General features: G+C 67.0%; 17 protein-coding genes. 13 read left to right on the top strand and 4 right to left on the bottom strand.

The window, feature by feature from the left end; translation table 11 throughout:
• The 3 genes from JWN03_RS07195 to JWN03_RS07185 all read left to right on the top strand — a co-directional run.
• Positions 1-780 (top strand): electron transfer flavoprotein subunit beta/FixA family protein (locus tag JWN03_RS07195; protein WP_297611518.1); only part of this gene is annotated, 780 nt, incomplete at its 5' end.
• 70 nt (positions 781-850) lie between these two features.
• Positions 851-1,810, top strand: a complete 960-nt coding sequence (locus JWN03_RS07190; RefSeq protein ID WP_297611515.1) for an electron transfer flavoprotein subunit alpha/FixB family protein — start codon at positions 851-853, stop codon at positions 1,808-1,810.
• 288 nt (positions 1,811-2,098) lie between these two features.
• Positions 2,099-2,497 carry a hypothetical protein gene (locus JWN03_RS07185; RefSeq protein ID WP_297611512.1) on the top strand — a complete coding sequence of 133 codons (399 nt, stop codon included), beginning with the start codon at positions 2,099-2,101 and terminating at the stop codon, positions 2,495-2,497.
• Between the two features lie 9 nt (positions 2,498-2,506).
• Here JWN03_RS07185 and JWN03_RS07180 read toward each other — a convergent pair whose 3' ends face one another.
• On the bottom strand, positions 2,507-3,532 hold the full coding sequence (locus JWN03_RS07180) for a hypothetical protein (protein ID WP_297611509.1): 1,026 nt from the start codon (positions 3,530-3,532) through the stop codon (positions 2,507-2,509).
• A 100-nt stretch (positions 3,533-3,632) separates the two neighbouring features.
• Here JWN03_RS07180 and JWN03_RS07175 point away from each other — a divergent pair, with 100 nt between their 5' ends.
• Positions 3,633-4,574, top strand: coding sequence for an aminoglycoside phosphotransferase family protein (locus JWN03_RS07175; RefSeq protein ID WP_297611505.1), 942 nt, complete (start codon positions 3,633-3,635; stop codon positions 4,572-4,574).
• A 3-nt stretch (positions 4,575-4,577) separates the two neighbouring features.
• Here JWN03_RS07175 and JWN03_RS07170 read toward each other — a convergent pair whose 3' ends face one another.
• From JWN03_RS07170 to JWN03_RS07160, 3 genes are all read right to left on the bottom strand, one after another.
• The gene (locus JWN03_RS07170; RefSeq protein ID WP_297611502.1) at positions 4,578-5,015 is read right to left on the bottom strand and encodes a DUF1707 domain-containing protein; all 438 of its coding nucleotides are present in this window, start codon (positions 5,013-5,015) and stop codon (positions 4,578-4,580) included.
• 38 nt (positions 5,016-5,053) lie between these two features.
• The gene (locus tag JWN03_RS07165) at positions 5,054-5,713 is read right to left on the bottom strand and encodes a hypothetical protein (RefSeq protein ID WP_297611499.1); all 660 of its coding nucleotides are present in this window, start codon (positions 5,711-5,713) and stop codon (positions 5,054-5,056) included.
• Between the two features lie 109 nt (positions 5,714-5,822).
• Positions 5,823-6,680 carry a LysR family transcriptional regulator gene (locus JWN03_RS07160; protein ID WP_297611496.1) on the bottom strand — a complete coding sequence of 286 codons (858 nt, stop codon included), beginning with the start codon at positions 6,678-6,680 and terminating at the stop codon, positions 5,823-5,825.
• Positions 6,681-6,793: 113 nt separating this feature from the next.
• Here JWN03_RS07160 and JWN03_RS07155 point away from each other — a divergent pair, with 113 nt between their 5' ends.
• The 9 genes from JWN03_RS07155 to mnmA all read left to right on the top strand — a co-directional run bounded on the left by JWN03_RS07155 (position 6,794) and on the right by mnmA (position 15,084).
• Positions 6,794-8,086 (top strand): NAD(P)/FAD-dependent oxidoreductase, encoded by a 1,293-nt coding sequence (locus JWN03_RS07155; RefSeq protein ID WP_297611493.1) that lies wholly within the window; start codon positions 6,794-6,796, stop codon positions 8,084-8,086.
• 144 nt (positions 8,087-8,230) lie between these two features.
• Positions 8,231-8,371, top strand: coding sequence for a hypothetical protein (locus tag JWN03_RS07150; protein WP_297611491.1), 141 nt, complete (start codon positions 8,231-8,233; stop codon positions 8,369-8,371).
• A 43-nt stretch (positions 8,372-8,414) separates the two neighbouring features.
• Positions 8,415-9,101, top strand: coding sequence for an SDR family NAD(P)-dependent oxidoreductase (locus tag JWN03_RS07145; protein WP_297611489.1), 687 nt, complete (start codon positions 8,415-8,417; stop codon positions 9,099-9,101).
• Positions 9,098-10,165: an S-adenosylmethionine:tRNA ribosyltransferase-isomerase gene (locus JWN03_RS07140; protein WP_297611487.1), complete on the top strand. Its 1,068-nt coding sequence runs from the start codon at positions 9,098-9,100 to the stop codon at positions 10,163-10,165. The genes JWN03_RS07145 and JWN03_RS07140 overlap by 4 nt, the downstream gene beginning before the upstream one ends.
• Positions 10,166-10,397: 232 nt before the next feature.
• Entirely contained in the window at positions 10,398-11,243 is an 846-nt protein-coding gene (locus JWN03_RS07135; RefSeq protein ID WP_297611485.1) for a GNAT family N-acetyltransferase, read from the top strand.
• Positions 11,244-11,249: 6 nt separating this feature from the next.
• Positions 11,250-12,275 carry a lysophospholipid acyltransferase family protein gene (locus tag JWN03_RS07130; protein ID WP_297611482.1) on the top strand — a complete coding sequence of 342 codons (1,026 nt, stop codon included), beginning with the start codon at positions 11,250-11,252 and terminating at the stop codon, positions 12,273-12,275.
• Positions 12,276-12,406: 131 nt separating this feature from the next.
• The gene (locus tag JWN03_RS07125; RefSeq protein ID WP_441342948.1) at positions 12,407-12,610 is read left to right on the top strand and encodes a hypothetical protein; all 204 of its coding nucleotides are present in this window, start codon (positions 12,407-12,409) and stop codon (positions 12,608-12,610) included.
• A 131-nt stretch (positions 12,611-12,741) separates the two neighbouring features.
• On the top strand, positions 12,742-13,962 hold the full coding sequence (locus JWN03_RS07120) for a cysteine desulfurase family protein (protein WP_297611479.1): 1,221 nt from the start codon (positions 12,742-12,744) through the stop codon (positions 13,960-13,962).
• Positions 13,963-15,084: a tRNA 2-thiouridine(34) synthase MnmA gene (gene mnmA / locus JWN03_RS07115; protein ID WP_297611476.1), complete on the top strand. Its 1,122-nt coding sequence runs from the start codon at positions 13,963-13,965 to the stop codon at positions 15,082-15,084.
• Positions 15,085-15,292 lie beyond the last annotated feature (208 nt).

Raw genomic sequence — 15,292 nt, 5'->3', positions numbered from 1 at the left:
AACATCGTCGTACTGATCAAGCAGGTTCCTGACACCTGGTCCGAGCGCAAGCTGACCGATGGTGACTACACCCTGGACCGCGAGGCCGCCGATGCCATCCTCGACGAGATCAACGAGCGCGCTGTCGAAGAAGCGCTGCTGATCAAGGAGGCCCAGGGCGGCGAGGTGACCGTGCTGGCCATGGGCCCGCAGCGTGCCACCGAGGCCATTCGCAAGGCGCTGTCGATGGGTGCCGACAAGGCCATCCACATCAACGATGCCGCCATCCACGGCTCGGACGCCGTGCAGTCCGCCTACGTGCTGGCCGCCGCTCTCGGCCAGATCGAGGGCATCGAACTGGTCATCGCCGGTAACGAGGCCACCGACGGTCGCTCCGGCGCCGTGCCGGCCATCATTGCCGAGTACCTCGGTCTGCCGCAGCTGACCCACCTGCGCAAGCTGGTTGTCGACGGCGAGCGCATCACCGGTGAGCGCGAGACCGACGAGGGCGTCTTCAAGCTCGAGGCCACCCTCCCGGCCATCGTCTCGGTGACCGAGAAGATCAACGAGCCGCGCTTCCCGTCCTTCAAGGGCATCATGGCCGCGAAGAAGAAGGAAGTTCAGACCTTCACGCTGGCCGATCTGGGCGTCGACCCGGAGACCGTGGGCGTTGCGAATGCCGGCACCCAGGTGACCGGTGTGACTCCGAAGCCGGCACGCACGGCGGGCGCGAAGATCGTCGACGAGGGTGAGGGCGGCCAGCAGATCGCCACCTACCTGGTCGGTCAGAAGATCATCTAAAGCCCCCGAGCCGGACTGCGGGGGCGCAGTGCTTGCAGCTCGCCCTCAAAGACACAGTAGGAGAAAGACAATGGCAGAAGTACTGGTGCTCGTGGAGCACGCCGATGGTGCGCCCAAGAAGGTCACCACCGAACTCATCACCGCCGCCCGTAGCCTGGGCACCCCGGCCGCCGTCGTGGTGGCCACCCCCGGTACCGCCGACAAGCTGGCCGACGCGCTGGCCGCCGCCGGCGCCGAGAAGATCTATGTCGCGGAATCCGATGAGGCCGAAGGCTTCCTGGTGACCCCGAAGGTCGACGTCCTGGCCGCGCTGTCCGAGACCGCCACTCCGGCCGCGATCCTGGTCGCCGCCACCGCCGACGGCAAGGAGGTGTCGGGCCGCCTTGCCGCCCGCATCGGCTCCGGCCTGCTGATCGACGCCATCGAGGTCAATGCCGACGGCTCGGTCCTGCACTCCATCTTCGGTGGCGCGTTCACCGTTGCCGCCAAGGCCACCGGCGATGTCCCGGTCATCTCGGTCCGCCCGGGCGCCATCGAGGCGGCTCCGCAGGCCGGTGCCGGCGAGAAGGTCGTCGTCGAGGTTCCCGCCCAGGAAGAGGGCGTCACCAAGGTCGTCTCGCGTGAGCCGAACGTCGGTGGCGATCGTCCGGAGCTCACCGAGGCCGCGATCGTGGTTTCCGGTGGCCGTGGTGTCGGTTCGGCCGACAACTTCGGCAAGGTCATCGAGCCGCTGGCTGATGCGCTGGGTGCCGCTGTCGGCGCCTCGCGTGCCGCTGTCGACTCGGGCTACTACCCGGGCCAGTTCCAGGTCGGTCAGACCGGTAAGACGGTCTCCCCCCAGCTGTACATCGCCCTCGGCATCTCCGGCGCGATCCAGCACCGCGCCGGCATGCAGACCTCGAAGACCATCGTCGCTGTCAACAAGGACGAGGAAGCCCCCATCTTCGAGATCAGCGACTACGGCATCGTCGGCGACCTGTTCAATGTCGCCCCGCAGCTGACCGAGGCAGTGAAGGCACACAAGGGCTAATCCGCCTCCCCGGGACTCTTGCGGACCGGTCAGGCGCGACTTACGTCGCGTCGCCGGCCTGCGGGATCCCGTAAGCCGGGTTAGCGCGTACCCGGTGAGTCACCCTCGACTCGCCAAATCTGTTGTTGCGAAAGCAGCTTCGGGTTTGGCGAGTCGTTTTGTATCCGCACGCATATGTCTGAAACGAATTTGCTTTAGATTCGAGCGGCGGCCGCGCGGCGGTGCGGGCTGCTCATCTAGGCTCTCGGTGCGGGCCGATCGGGCTCGCTGAGATCCAGATTGCCAGGTATGTCTGCAATTCCCGACTTGACCGAAGTGGTTGCCGCCCTGCACTGGGACCTGGCCGAGTGGCTGGGGTCCGATGCGCTGCCCAAGGTCTTCGACCGCATCGGTATCGCACTGGACGACCAGTTCTCGTCGGTGGTGACCACCGGTCAGGCCGTCGACCGGGAAACCTTTCTGGCCGGGATCTGGTCGGCGCGAAATGTGCAGCCGGGCTTGGAGATCGAGGTCTCCGAGGTGCGGGAACTCGCCCGCAGCGGCAATCTCATCGTCGTCCGATTCGTCGCCGAGAACGTGGTCGGCGAGATCCGGGCCGGTCGCCTGGTGACGGCCGTGCTGGTGACGGACGGCCGCACCTACCAGTGGCGATCGGTCCACGAGACCGCGGCGCCGGCCGCCCCCTGACACCACCGCTCAGGATGATTCGGGTACACCCACACAGGTCAGGGTGAAGTAGGAGTACGGGCTGGGGTGCCGCCAGGAATCGTGCGTCACCTCGCCGGGGGACTCGAAACCGAAGTGCCGCAGGAAGATCGCGGTCAGCTGGGCGGCCTCGGTGATAGCGGCGGGGTCGGCGGTGTAATCGCGGGCCTGGACGCCGTCGCCGTAGGGCTTGAAGCCCTTGGCGGTCAGCTCGTCCTGCCACTCGTCGCCGTCGCTGACTAGCAGGAGCAGGGTGTCGGGGTACAGCACGATCTGCACCTTGAGATCGCTGTCGACGGTGCTCGCGTCCCGGTCCTCGTCGTCCTCCTCGTCGAGATCCGTATCTGCCTGCAGGGTGATCACCAGCCGATCGGGCCCGAGTTCGGGATCGGGATCGGCGGTACCCAGCGCCCACATTCCCAATTGCACGTCGAGCAGTGTGTTCGCGAGGGCTTCGGCGACATCGTCCCAGTTCGAGACCACCTTCTCGCCCATGGCGAACCCGTCCATCCCGGGTCCGTCCTTATCGCCCATCCAGGTGAAGGGCACCTCGGTGAGGTCGTCCTCGAAATCCCAGGCGCGATAATCCCATTCCTCGAACACCTCGGTGGAGGCCGCGCGCAGATTGATCTCGCCGGAGTGGTCCATGGACAGCTCGCGGAAGGTCACCTTGTCGCGCCACCGTACGAAGACATTGCGGCTGCCGCCGAACATCGACGGCTCACCCCACACCTCGGTCGCGGCGGCGAGGTATTTCGGGAACTCATCGGGCTCGGCGTGCCCCACGTACATGCCGACCGCATCGTATTCGGGCGCGCCGGGATCGGTCCGGTGGTCGTTGTCCGACATCCAGCCGCCGCGCTCGGCCCCCGGGATATCGGCGATCTCGTCGTCATCGTCCACGCTCCAGCCCGCTGTTGTGCAGGCCGTGACCACCGCGGCGCGATCCCACGCGCCGAAGTCGGCGGCCAGCCCAGTCAGTGCGGCGTGAAATTGCTGATCTGTCATCCCTTGCACGGCCGGACCCTATCGCGTCGATCCGGCTGTGCCGCCGAGGCAGCGCCTTGTCCACTGCACCGGATTGCTCGACCGGTGCGTTTTCGGGCAGGCTGGTTCGATGTCGATCACACTGCCGCCGGAGGTCTCCGGCAATATTGCCACGGCATTCGGGGAGCGCGGCCGGCAGTGGTTGCGGGATCTGCCCGGGGTCGTGGCGGAGCGGTGTGCGGCCTGGGAGCTCGAGGTGGTGGGCGATGGCTTCGGTGGCGGGACGCATTCCTATGTCGCGCCCGTGCGGCGCGCCGACGGCTCCGCCGCGGTACTGAAGGTTCCGGTGGTGGACGAGGAGAACCTCGGCGAAGCGGCCGGAATGTTCTGCTATCGCGGTGAGGGTGCGGTCCGGCTGTACGAATTCGATTCCGCCAGTAGCTCTTTACTGCTGGAGTGGGCGCGGCCGGGCACACCGCTGCTGGAGCAGCCGGGATTTCCGAGCATGGAGGGTCGCGCCGAGAACATCGGCAAGGTCGAGTTCGCCTGCGAGCTGTACCGGCGATTGCGGCGGGAACCGACGGATATCCCCGACGGATATCCGGCTCTGCCCACGGCGGCAGGCATGGTGGAGCAGTGGATCGAGATGTTCATCGACCCCGAAGCTGCGGTATCGCAGGTGATTCCGGCTCGTTTGCTGCAGCGGGCTGCCGAATGGTGCGGCAAGCTGGCGATACCCGACGGCCCGCTGCTGATCGTCAATCGGGATACGCATCTCGGCAATATCGTTGCGGCGGAACGTGCGCCGTGGCTGCTGATCGACCCCAAGGCCTATCTGGGCGAGGCCGCATTCGATGCGGGATTCCTGGTGATGATCCAGGTGCAGAGTGCCCTCGTGGCCGAACATGCACGCGCGGTGGTGGACCGGACGGCAACAGCCCTGGACGTCTCCGCGGATCGTGCACACGGCTGGGCATTCATGCGGTCGATGGAGGAGATCGTCTGGGCCGTCGAGGACGACGAGCCCGAGGATCTGCGGCTGCACCTGGCGGTAGCTACCGCACTGGCGTAAACCTCAGTGGCGGTGCTGTTCTCGCGCCTGCTCGGTCCGGCTGTTGTCCCGGCCGACAACGAGGCCGATGGTACTGGGAATCAACAGCGCCAGCCCCCACGGCACCTCCACCCAGAACGGCCAGAAGTACCCAGCGCCGGTCGCCAGCCAGATGACCAGGCACAGAATATTCACGAAGACCCACGGGATCCACATAATGATCACCCAGGTCGGCAGCCCACCCCTGCCGGTCCCGCTACCCGCGGTTGATCGGGAAACCCGTTGCACGGGAAGGTCGGACAGCACCGGTGCCAGCTCGCCATAGGTCTTGGCGGCATACACCTGCTGTAGTCGCTCATCGAATTCGTGCAGATCGATCCTGCCGTCATCCATGGCCGTTTTGAGTTTGGCGACGATCTGCTCGCGGTCGGCATCGGACGCCCGCATGTGCTCCTGGCTCACATCTGCCAGCGTAGGTCGCACCCGGTTCCGCTGTCGCTTCAATGGCGTGCGCTTCGATCGGTCTGCGCCACATATTCGCCCTCGGGGATCTGGTGGAACAGATATCCCGTGATCCCCTCGGGCGGAAAGTGCGCACCGCTGCGCGGGTCATACGCGAGATGATCACGGCCGCAGTAGGCGAGCGTCTCCCACAGCGCCGCCCGCTGTCCGGCGCGTTGCCGTCCCTGCTGTTTCGGTATATCCGCGGCGGTGGCGGCCTCGTCGAGCCGCTGGGCGACCAGCCTGGCGAGCGGTACCACCAGGACCCACACGAACACCGGCAGGAAAATCCAGCAGGCCAGTAAGTCTAGGAATCCGCCGGCGGTGGTGGCGTAGCTCAACAGAGCGGCGACGGCGGGTATTGCCCACGCGCCCAAGAGCAAAAGCGTGCTGGCCCGACGGTGGGTCATTCCGGCATGCCGCGGGTCGAGGAACGTTGTTGCGGCGAGAGCTCCGGCGAGAGCACTGCCCTCGAGCCCGTGCTGAACGATCGAACCGCGCATCGTCGTCGTCGCCCGCCCGTACTGGCTGGGGAACAGGTCACCGGCTCGTGTCACGGTGAAGCGCTGTCTGCCTTGGAGATTGATGCTCCCCACCGACGTGCTGTGCCGGATGTCGTTCTGCAGAATCGCGCGTAGACCGCGTACCTGATCGAGCATGCCGCAACGCGGACACGGATTCATGGATCCCCCTACCTCCGGGCCACTCCCCGTGGCCCGCTCCGACGGAACGACGATAGCCGACGAATGCTGTTCCGCCGCTCCGTTTTCAGGCGCAGTGCAGGGCGGCGAGGAGGGTGGTGAGGATGGGGGAGGGGCGGATGTCGCTGCGGATCACGGCGGAGACGGGGATGCGGAGAGGGTGGCCTGTCAGGCGGAGGATGGCGATGCCTTCGGTCTGGCTGTCGGCGTAGAGGATGGTCCAGGCGTCGGGGCGGTTGATGAGTTCCATGGTGGCCGTGTGGTCCGGGGGGATGGGCGGACCGTAGGCGGGGCCGGTGGGTAGATCGGCGAAGGCGGCGCGGACGACATTGTGCAGCAGCACCTGATCGAGTTCGGGCGGTAGTAGCAGTGGGTACGCACCGAGATCGGCGAGGGTGGCGTCGTCGCGCCCGGCGAGGGGGTGCGCGGTGGAGGTGGCGATGACCAAGTCCTCCACCCAGAGCTTCTCCACGGTCAGTCCGGGCTGATCCACACTCCCTCGGATGAGAGCAAGATCACAGTCTCCGTCCGCCACCGCCTGAATGCGCTGGCGGAACGGCTTGATGACGAATTCGATCTCCGCACCCGGATGCGCCTCGCGTGCTCCGGCAATGGCGGACAGCGATCTTGTTGCGAAGGACATATTGGCTGCCAGGCGAATCCGTGGCCCGGAGGCCCTTACAGCTGCGCGAATGGCGGATTCCAGGCTCAGCATTTGCTTCGCAAGGGGAAGTAGCCGGGTGGTCGCGTCGGTGGGTACAACCGACCGTGTCGAGCGCTCGAAGAGGGGCACGCCGAGGTCGCGTTCTAGCCGCGCGATCTGGTGGCTGATGGCCGACTGCGAAATGAAGCAGCGCGTGGCCGCGCGGCTGAAGCTGAGCTCCTCGCAGACGGCGACGAAGTAGGCCAGCTGTCGCAGCTCCACGGCATTTCTCCCATTCATGATCAATGTAGATAAGAGTCATATTGATTATGCGCCCTGACCCCTGGAACAACAGCGTTCCGAATTACGGTTAGTCATGAGAGAAGGAGGCTGTCATGCAGAGTGTGGACGCGGGTATCGAGACCGTCGAGGTCGTCATTGTTGGTTCGGGGTTCGGTGGGCTGTCTGCCGCCAAGCAACTCAATAAGTCGGGAGTTCCGTACGTCCTTATTTCGAGTACCCCTGAACACCTCTTCCAGCCTCTGCTCTACCAAGTTGCGACGGGTGTGCTGGCCTCCGACGAGATTGCGCCGCCCATCAAGAACATCCTCAAGCATCACAAGAACGGTCAGACCCGCGTCGGCAAGGTGGTCGCCATCGACGCCGAGGCCGCGGTCCTCACCTACGAAACCACCGAGGGACAGCGCAAGATCCGCTACGGCTCGCTGATCGCGGCGACCGGCGCGAGCCAGTCCTACTTCGGCCGTGACGATTTCGCCGAGAAGACGTATTCGCTCAAGACCATCGACGATGCCCGGGACCTGCGCGCGCAGATCGACCGCGTTTTCACCGAGGCCAAGGACGCCGACCCGGAGACCCGTCGCCGGCTGCTCAGCTTTGTCGTGGTGGGCGCCGGCGCGACCGGTGTCGAGGTCGCGGGCCAGCTCAAGGAACTCGCGAAAAGGTACTACCACCAGGATGATTCGGTGATCCTGGTCGAGGGCGCCGGTGTGGTGCTGCCGCCGTTCGGCGGTGGGCTGTCGGAGTACACGAAGAAATCGCTCACCAAGAGCGGCGTCGAGGTGCTGGTCGACACCTTCGTCACCGATATCGACGAGGGCAAGGTGACTGTCAAGAGCAAGGACGGTGTGGAGCGCGGCATTGCCGCCGAGACCGTGGTGTGGTCGGCGGGCGTGGCGGTCGGCGGTTTCGCTTCGCTGCTGGCCGAGGCGACCGGCTGCGAAACCGACCGGGCCGGACGCCTCCTCATCAATCCGGACTGCACCGTCGGCGGCCACGCCGATATCTACGCCATCGGCGATATGACCTCCCTCAAGGGCTACCCCGGCCAGTCGCCGGTCGCCATGCAGGAGGGCCGCCACGTCGCCGACATCATTCGCGGCAAGAAGCACGCGGCCACCGAGTTCAATTACTGGGACAAGGGCAGCATGGCGGTGATCAGCCGTTTCAGCGCCGTCACCAAGCTGAACGACAAGATCAAGTTCACCGGCACCCTCGCCTGGTTCACCTGGCTGGCAGTCCACCTCTTCTACCTGGTCGGCTTCCGCAACCGCTTCGCGGCCGTCTTCTCCTGGCTGGTCGCCTTCATCGGCACCGGCCGCCCCGGTTTCAACGAGGTCCAGAAGACCTCGGCGGCAAAGGATCAGGCCCAGCCCCGAGCCGCCTGACCCAAGCCCCGAAACGAGCCGCCCGGCAGTCCCCGCCGGGCGGCTCCTTCGTGTCGCTGATCTTCGTGCTGCGTGATAGGGAGCCGGTCGGGTTCGTCGAGCCGGGGGTCCAATCCTCGGGCGGGGCGCGCTAACCTGCGAATTTTGGCTGTTCCTGCAACGCGTTTGCTGGTCCTGTCGGTGGTGCGGATGCTGGGGCCGGTGCACGGGTATGACGTGCGCCGGGAGTCGCTGTCCTGGCAACCCGGAGCGATTCGCCGTGTCATCAGGCTTCGCTCCGAGTGAACTACCTTGACCTGAACTGAGGTTCAGGTTTCACGATGGAGTCATGACGAAGAACAGAAGAGCCCTGATTACGGGCGCCTCGGCGGGATTCGGTCGAGCCGCCGCGGTCGCCCTCGCCGAACAAGGGTGGGAATTGATCCTCACCGCGCGCGGCGGTGACGAGCTGGAGAAGGTCCGCGCGGCGACCGGAGCCCAGGCGGTGGTGGGGGATATCGCCGATCCCGCGCACCGGGATCGACTCGCTGCCGCAATCGGTTCCGCGCCGCTGGACTTGCTGATCAACAATGCCAGCGCACTCGGCCCCAGCCCGCTGCCGCCACTGGACCGCTATCCGATCGATGAGCTCACCGCCGTATTGGATACCAATGTGGTCGCGCCCCTGGCAGTGCTGCAATCGGCGCTCCCGGCGGTGCGGGCCGCGGACGGGACGGTGGTGAACATCAGCTCCGATGCCGCGGTGGGCGCGTATCCGGGCTGGGGCGGTTACGGCGCCTCCAAGGCGGCCCTCGATCAGCTCACGGCCGTGCTGGCCGCGGAGAATCCGGACCTGCGGATCTATGCCTTCGATCCGGGGGATATGCGCACCGCCATGCATCAGGCCGCATTCCCCGGCGAGGACATCTCCGACCGGCCCGAGCCGGAAACCGTTGTGCCCGCACTGTTCCACCTGCTCGAGGCCAGGCCGCCGAGTGGTCGCTATCTGGCCTCGGAACTGCCGGTGGTGTCATGACGGTGGGGATGGAAGCGGTGGAGTTCATCCTGCCCGACGAGCTGTCGGCGACCAGCCCGCCGGAGGCGCGCGGACTGGCGCGCGACGAGGTGCGGCTCATGGTCTGCGAGGACGGCGCGGTGACCCATGCCCGATTCCGTGAGCTGCCGGAGTTCCTGCGTCCCGGAGACCTTGTGGTGGTGAACAATTCGGCCATGGTCAATGCGGCCGTACCGGCCCGGTACGGCGGGGAGGCGGCGGTGCTGCACTTCTCGACCCCGCTCGACGACGGTCGCTGGGTGGTGGAGCTGCGCGATCCGGGCGGCACGCCCTGGCGCGGATCCGCCCCGGAATCCGGTGCCTGCGTGCGACTTCCGGATGGGCACAGCGCCACCCTGCGCGCGCCGTGGCTACCTGCCGCCGAGCGATTGTGGACCGCCGATATCGATGCCGACGTGCCCCGACTGCTGGCCCGCCGGGGGCAGCCGATCACGTATTCGTATGTCCGCGAACGCTGGTCCGCCTCCTACTATCGGACGGTTTTCGGACGGGAACCCGGCAGTGCGGAAATGCCCAGTGCCGGAAGGCCGTTCACCGATGCCCTGGTGACCGAGCTGGTGGCCGGCGGTGTGGGACTGGCGTCGATCACCCTGCACACGGGTGTTTCCTCACCGGAGTCGGGTGAGCCGCCGAGCCCGGAGCGCTTCGCGGTTCCCGAGCTGACCGCGCAGCTGGCGAACATCACGCGAGCCGCCGGTGGGCGCGTGGTGGCGGTGGGCACCACCGTGACCCGGGCGCTCGAAAGCGCGGTCGGCGCGGACGATCTGGTCCATCCGATATCGGGCTGGACCGAGCTGGTGCTCGGCGGTGACCGCCCGACCCGCGTGGTCGACGGACTGATCACCGGCTGGCACGCACCCGGTGCGTCGCATCTGCATCTGCTCGAGGCGGTGGCCGGCGCCGAGGTGGTGCGGCAGGCCTATCGGGCCGCGCTCGACGGCGGCTATCTCTGGCACGAATTCGGCGATACGGCTCTGCTCTTCCGTAGCCGACCCGGCGCGAACGAGGGGCGCACGGTGGCGTAGCCTTCCGTAATTCGCCCGTTGCGGCAGGCTCGCCCGATGGTTCGAAATGGTGGATGTGCGGCTGCGATAGCCCGCTGTACCCAGCCAGAATACGAGCGTTTGTCCTGGTAGAGAACGTTCAGCGGCCCTGCGATGAACTCCGGGTGTGGTGTGCGTCGCGTTCACCGGACTGGCATCGAGCCGCCATCTGACCGTCGCTCCTGCGCATTCTGAGCCTCGTTTGATCAACCGTATGACCACCATGGCAGCGTCGAGCTCCAGCCGGCTCACCCCCGCGTCATATGTCACTCCGGAGCCGCTGCGCACGTCGGGCCGCTCCCAGTACTCACTGGTTGTGTCCTCCGATGCGGAGCATCGCGAGGCCGCGCAGCGCCTGCGCTACCAGGTTTTCGCCAATGAGCCGGGATTCGCCATCCCGGTCAACGAGAACGGCCTGGACGCAGACCGTTTCGACGACCACTGCGACCACCTGCTGGTGCGAGACGATCTCACCGATCAGTTCGTCGGCTGCTACCGGATGCTGCCGCCCGATAAGGTGACCGCCGCCGGCGGTTACTACACCGCCACCGAATTCGACCTCACCGCAATGGATCCCGCCGGGAACCGGATGGTCGAAATGGGTCGCGCCTGCGTGGTGCCCGATCACCGCAACGGTTCCACGCTGACCCTCATGTGGGCGGGCATCCTGCATTACATCCAGCTCACCGGCTACGAATGGATCATGGGCTGCGTTTCGGTGCCCATGCAGACCACTCCCGAAGAAGCGCCCGGCCGGAATGTGCGGGCCGTGCGTGACCAGTTGCTCACCAAGTACGCGCTCGAGCCGGAACGGCATGTGCGCCCGTACAATCCGGTGGTCGTCGACGGTCTGACCCTCGACCAGCTGGAGGCTCCGGCCCGCCCGAAGCTGCCGCCGCTCATGAGCGGCTACCTGCGCCTGGGTGCGCAGATCTGTGGCGAGCCCGCACACGATCCCGACTTCGCAGTAGCCGACTTCGTTGCGCTGCTGGGCCTTTCGACCATCAACACTCGCTACCTGGAGCGCCTGCAGGGCGCGGTGGCCACTCTCGAGCGGTGATGAATCATGATGCCTGCCTTCCTTTCTCCCGGCGTGGGTTCGCTGCCGTGTCCCCCGGCCGCACCCGCCGCCCATGCCTGGATGCCGTCCAGCCCCTGTGGCCCGGACTGCGTCGAAACCGCCCCTGAAGCCGGACATCTACGGGTCGCGGCCCGCGCGCTCGGTGTGGGCGCGGTCCTGCTGAGTTTCCCCGTCGCACACCTGGCGACGCCGCGCCGCTGGCGGACCGCTCTGCACATGCGATACGCCCGAACGCTGCTGCACTGCTGCGGAATTCGGCTGCGCATCGTGGACAACAGCACGAGCGCCGATACCGGCGAACATGTCGATTCCACTGAGGCGCAGCAGCATTCCAATGATGGATTGCCCGATGCCCCCGCCGCGAGGCAGGGTCGGCTGATGGTGGCCGGGCATATCGGGTGGACCGATATCTTCGCGCTGTCCGCCGTCGAGCCGATGGGCTTCGTGGCTCGCGCCGATATGGTCGATTGGCCACTGGTCGGCGATATCGCGCGACTGGTGCGGGTGATCCCCATCGAGCGGGAGCGGCTGCGCGCCCTTCCCGGTGTTGTGAACCACATTGCCGAGCGGCTGGCGGCAGGCGAGCGGGTCGGTCTTTTCCCGGAAGGCACCACCTGGTGCGGCCGTGCCCGTGGTCGCCTGCGCCCCGCGCTCTTCCAAGCCGCCATCGACACCGGCACCCCGGTGCAGCCGATCCGGCTGCGCTACCTGGACGCACACGGCCAGGTATCCACGGTCCCGGGTTTCGTGGGCATCGACACCATGGGCGATTCGGTCCGCCGCGTACTGCGCTCACGCGGAATCGTCGCGGAGATCGTGCTGCAACCGCTCGAACTCCCCGGCACCGATCGCCGCGAACTGGCCCGCCGCTGTGAGCGCGCCATCCACGGTGATGCCGTGGACCGTGCCTTCGCCGGCATCGTCCGCCGCGCCGAAGAGGGTGCCGTCCTATTGGATTCGGAGCGACACCCCGAACTTCATACCGAGGTAAAACTCCCCGCCCGCGTGTGAATTCACGTCGACAGCGCCGATCCGCCGCCTTCCCCCGGCGGGTCGGCGCTGTTGTCTGTCCGCAGAATACCGGTGAGGCGCTCGGTCTTTCGCCGGCCTCGCTGACCTTGACCATCGGATTCGGTCCCGGTCTGTTCGGGCCCAGCGCCTCCGCGCGACACTCCTTCCTCGCCTACTGCCGCGATGCGCACAACCAGTTCGTCCCCATGCAGCGGGCGCTGGCCGCCAAGGACGCGATGATGGAGTACATCACCCACACCGGCTCGGCCTTGTTCGCCTGCCCGTCGGGGCTCGGCAACGGGGAATGGTGGGGGCAGCGACTCTTCGAGGCCTGACGAGCCGGGGAATACCCGGCCGCAACGGCGCGGTTGCCACAGTGGTGTGCGAAATCGTGGACACAGTTCGTAGACGGCCGGGGGATACCCCAAGGTTGCGCAGGTCAGGGATGGGATAGGCTTTGTCGGTCATGATGTCGGCTTTCCCGGGTCCGGTCGGTGCCCATACGGTCTACCTCGATCACGCGGCCACTACGCCTATGTTCCCGGTCGCTGTCGAGGCGATGAGCGCTGTCCTGGGGTCGGTGGGCAATGCGTCCTCGCTGCACGCTTCGGGGCGCGCCGCGCGGCGGCTACTCGAGGAGGCTCGGGAGTCGATCGCGGCGGGGCTGGGGGCACGGCCGTCCGAGGTGATCTTCACCTCCGGCGGGACCGAGAGCGACAATCTTGCCGTCAAGGGCATCTACTGGGCGCGCCGTGACGCCGATCCGAAGCGCACCCGGATTCTGGTCAGCTCGGTCGAGCATCATGCGGTGCTCGACGCCGTCGAGTGGCTGGAGCAGCACGAGGGCGCGCAGATCACCTGGCTGGATCCGGACGCCGAAGGTGTCATCTCACCCCGCACCCTGCGCGATGCCCTGGCCGCACACGCCGGCGACACCGCGCTGGTGAGTGTCATGTGGGCCAATAATGAGGTCGGCACCATTCAGCCCATTGCCGAATTGGCCGCGGTGGCACAGGAATTCGATGTGCCCATGCACAGCGACGCGGTGCAGGCGGGCGCACAGCTCCCCATCGCCTTCGGCCGGAGTGGTTTGGCGGCAGCGAGTTTCGCGGGCCACAAGGTCGGCGGGCCGCACGGTGTCGGCGTACTGCTGCTGGGCCGTCAGGTGCCCGCGGTGCCCATGCTGCACGGCGGCGGGCACGAGCGCGATCTGCGCTCCGGAACCTCGGATGTGCCCGGTGCGGCCGGTCTGGCCGCCGCCATTCGCGAGACTGTCGCCGGAATGCATACGCGCACAGTCGAATTGAACAGACTACGGGATCGTCTCATCGACGGCGTATTCGCCGAGGTGCCGGAGGCGATTCTCAACGGACCCACCGGCGACCGCCGGCTGCCCGGCAATGTCCACTTCACCTTCCCCGGCTGTGAGGGCGATTCGCTGCTCATGCTGCTCGACGCCGCCGGGATCGAATGCTCGACCGGATCGGCCTGCAATGCCGGTGTCGCCGGACCCAGCCATGTGCTGCTCGCCATGGGTGTGGATCCGCGACTGGCGCGCGGGTCACTGCGATTCACCTTGGGACACAACTCGACCGACGCCGATATCGATGCCCTGCTGGCAGTGCTGCCGCAGGTTGTCGAGCGGGCGAAGGCGGCCGGAATGGCCGGCGCGAAAGGAGGCTTCTAGATGCGAGTACTTGCCGCGATGAGTGGTGGTGTGGATTCCGCGGTAGCGGCCGCGCGCGCCGTCGCCGCCGGACACGATGTGGTCGGGGTGCACCTGGCGCTGTCGGCGTCACCGGGCACGCTGCGCACCGGGTCGCGCGGATGCTGCTCCAAGGAGGACGCCGGTGATGCCCGGCGCGCCGCGGACATGCTCGGAATCCCCTTCTACGTCTGGGATTTCGCCGACCGCTTCAAGGAAGACGTGATCGACGACTTCGTCGCCGCGTACGCCGCCGGGGAAACCCCCAACCCGTGCCTGCGCTGCAACGAGAAGATCAAGTTCTCGGCGCTCGCGGATCGTGCGGTGGCGCTGGGCTTCGACGCCGTGGCCACCGGCCATTACGCACGCCTCGAGGACGGCGTCCTGCGCCGCGCGGTCGACGCCGACAAGGACCAGTCCTATGTGCTCGCGGTGCTCACCGCCGAGCAGCTCTCGCGCGCCATGTTCCCGATCGGCGACACCCCGAAGCCGCAGATCCGCGAGGAGGCCGCCGAGCGCGGCCTGGCCGTCGCCGACAAGCCGGACAGCCACGACATCTGCTTCATCCCCTCGGGTGATACCCAGGCCTTCCTGGGCGCCAAGATCGGTATCCGCCCGGGTGCGCTGCTCGATGCCGACGGCACCAAGCTCGGCGATCACAAGGGCGTGCACGAGTTCACCATTGGCCAGCGCAAGGGCCTCGGCCTGCCCGGCCCGGCGGCCGACGGCAAGCCCCGCTACGTCACCGGCATCGACCCCGACTCGGGCGATGTCCACGTCGGCTCCGCCAAGGATCTCGAGGTGTGGACGGTCCTGGCCGACCGCGCCATCTGGACCTCCGGCGTGACCCCCGGCGGACCGATCGAATGCGTGGCCCAGGTCCGCGCCCACGGCGGCACCGCACCCGCGGTGGCCGAAGCCACAGCCGACGGCCTGGTCGTCCGCCTCCGCGAACCCCTCACCGGCGTGGCCCGCGGCCAGGCCGTGGTCCTCTATCGCCCGGACACCGCCGGCGACGAGGTCCTCGGCAGCGGCACCATCTCCGGCACCGAGCGCGAACCCCACTCCTACGCAACCGAACTGGTCGCGGATACCGCTCAGTGACAGTGGCGCGGCCGGTTCACCGGTCCGCCACCATCGGCCCCGTCATTCCGGCGCGCTTTCGGCCGGAATCCACCGACACTGTTCGGGTGCTGTGGTGTGGATCCCGGCCAAAAACCTGCCGGGATGACGGATGGCGAGAGCCCTCGGTCGCGTGTCGGGATCACGGATGGTGAGTCCGTGGTCATGTGCCGGGTGGCAGCTGACGAGC

Source organism: Nocardia sp. (genome assembly GCF_025465275.1).
Taxonomy (GTDB): Bacteria; Actinomycetota; Actinomycetes; order Mycobacteriales; family Mycobacteriaceae; genus Nocardia.
The sequence above is the reverse complement of the archived record's forward strand: the minus strand, read 5'-3'. Positions and strand labels throughout refer to the sequence as shown.

What these genes read in the sequence shown, in the direction of transcription:
- JWN03_RS07155 (WP_297611493.1), top strand. Translation starts at nt 6,794, where the DNA reads ATGCAGAGTGTGGACGCGGGTATCGAGACCGTCGAGGTCGTCATTGTT.
- JWN03_RS07120 (WP_297611479.1), top strand. Translation starts at nt 12,742, where the DNA reads ATGATGTCGGCTTTCCCGGGTCCGGTCGGTGCCCATACGGTCTACCTC.
- JWN03_RS07130 (WP_297611482.1), top strand. Translation starts at nt 11,250, where the DNA reads ATGATGCCTGCCTTCCTTTCTCCCGGCGTGGGTTCGCTGCCGTGTCCC.
- JWN03_RS07135 (WP_297611485.1), top strand. Translation starts at nt 10,398, where the DNA reads ATGACCACCATGGCAGCGTCGAGCTCCAGCCGGCTCACCCCCGCGTCA.
- JWN03_RS07165 (WP_297611499.1), bottom strand. Translation starts at nt 5,713, where the DNA reads ATGCTCGATCAGGTACGCGGTCTACGCGCGATTCTGCAGAACGACATC.
- mnmA (WP_297611476.1), top strand. Translation starts at nt 13,963, where the DNA reads ATGCGAGTACTTGCCGCGATGAGTGGTGGTGTGGATTCCGCGGTAGCG.
- JWN03_RS07185 (WP_297611512.1), top strand. Translation starts at nt 2,099, where the DNA reads ATGTCTGCAATTCCCGACTTGACCGAAGTGGTTGCCGCCCTGCACTGG.
- JWN03_RS07175 (WP_297611505.1), top strand. Translation starts at nt 3,633, where the DNA reads ATGTCGATCACACTGCCGCCGGAGGTCTCCGGCAATATTGCCACGGCA.
- JWN03_RS07140 (WP_297611487.1), top strand. Translation starts at nt 9,098, where the DNA reads ATGACGGTGGGGATGGAAGCGGTGGAGTTCATCCTGCCCGACGAGCTG.
- JWN03_RS07145 (WP_297611489.1), top strand. Translation starts at nt 8,415, where the DNA reads ATGACGAAGAACAGAAGAGCCCTGATTACGGGCGCCTCGGCGGGATTC.
- JWN03_RS07190 (WP_297611515.1), top strand. Translation starts at nt 851, where the DNA reads ATGGCAGAAGTACTGGTGCTCGTGGAGCACGCCGATGGTGCGCCCAAG.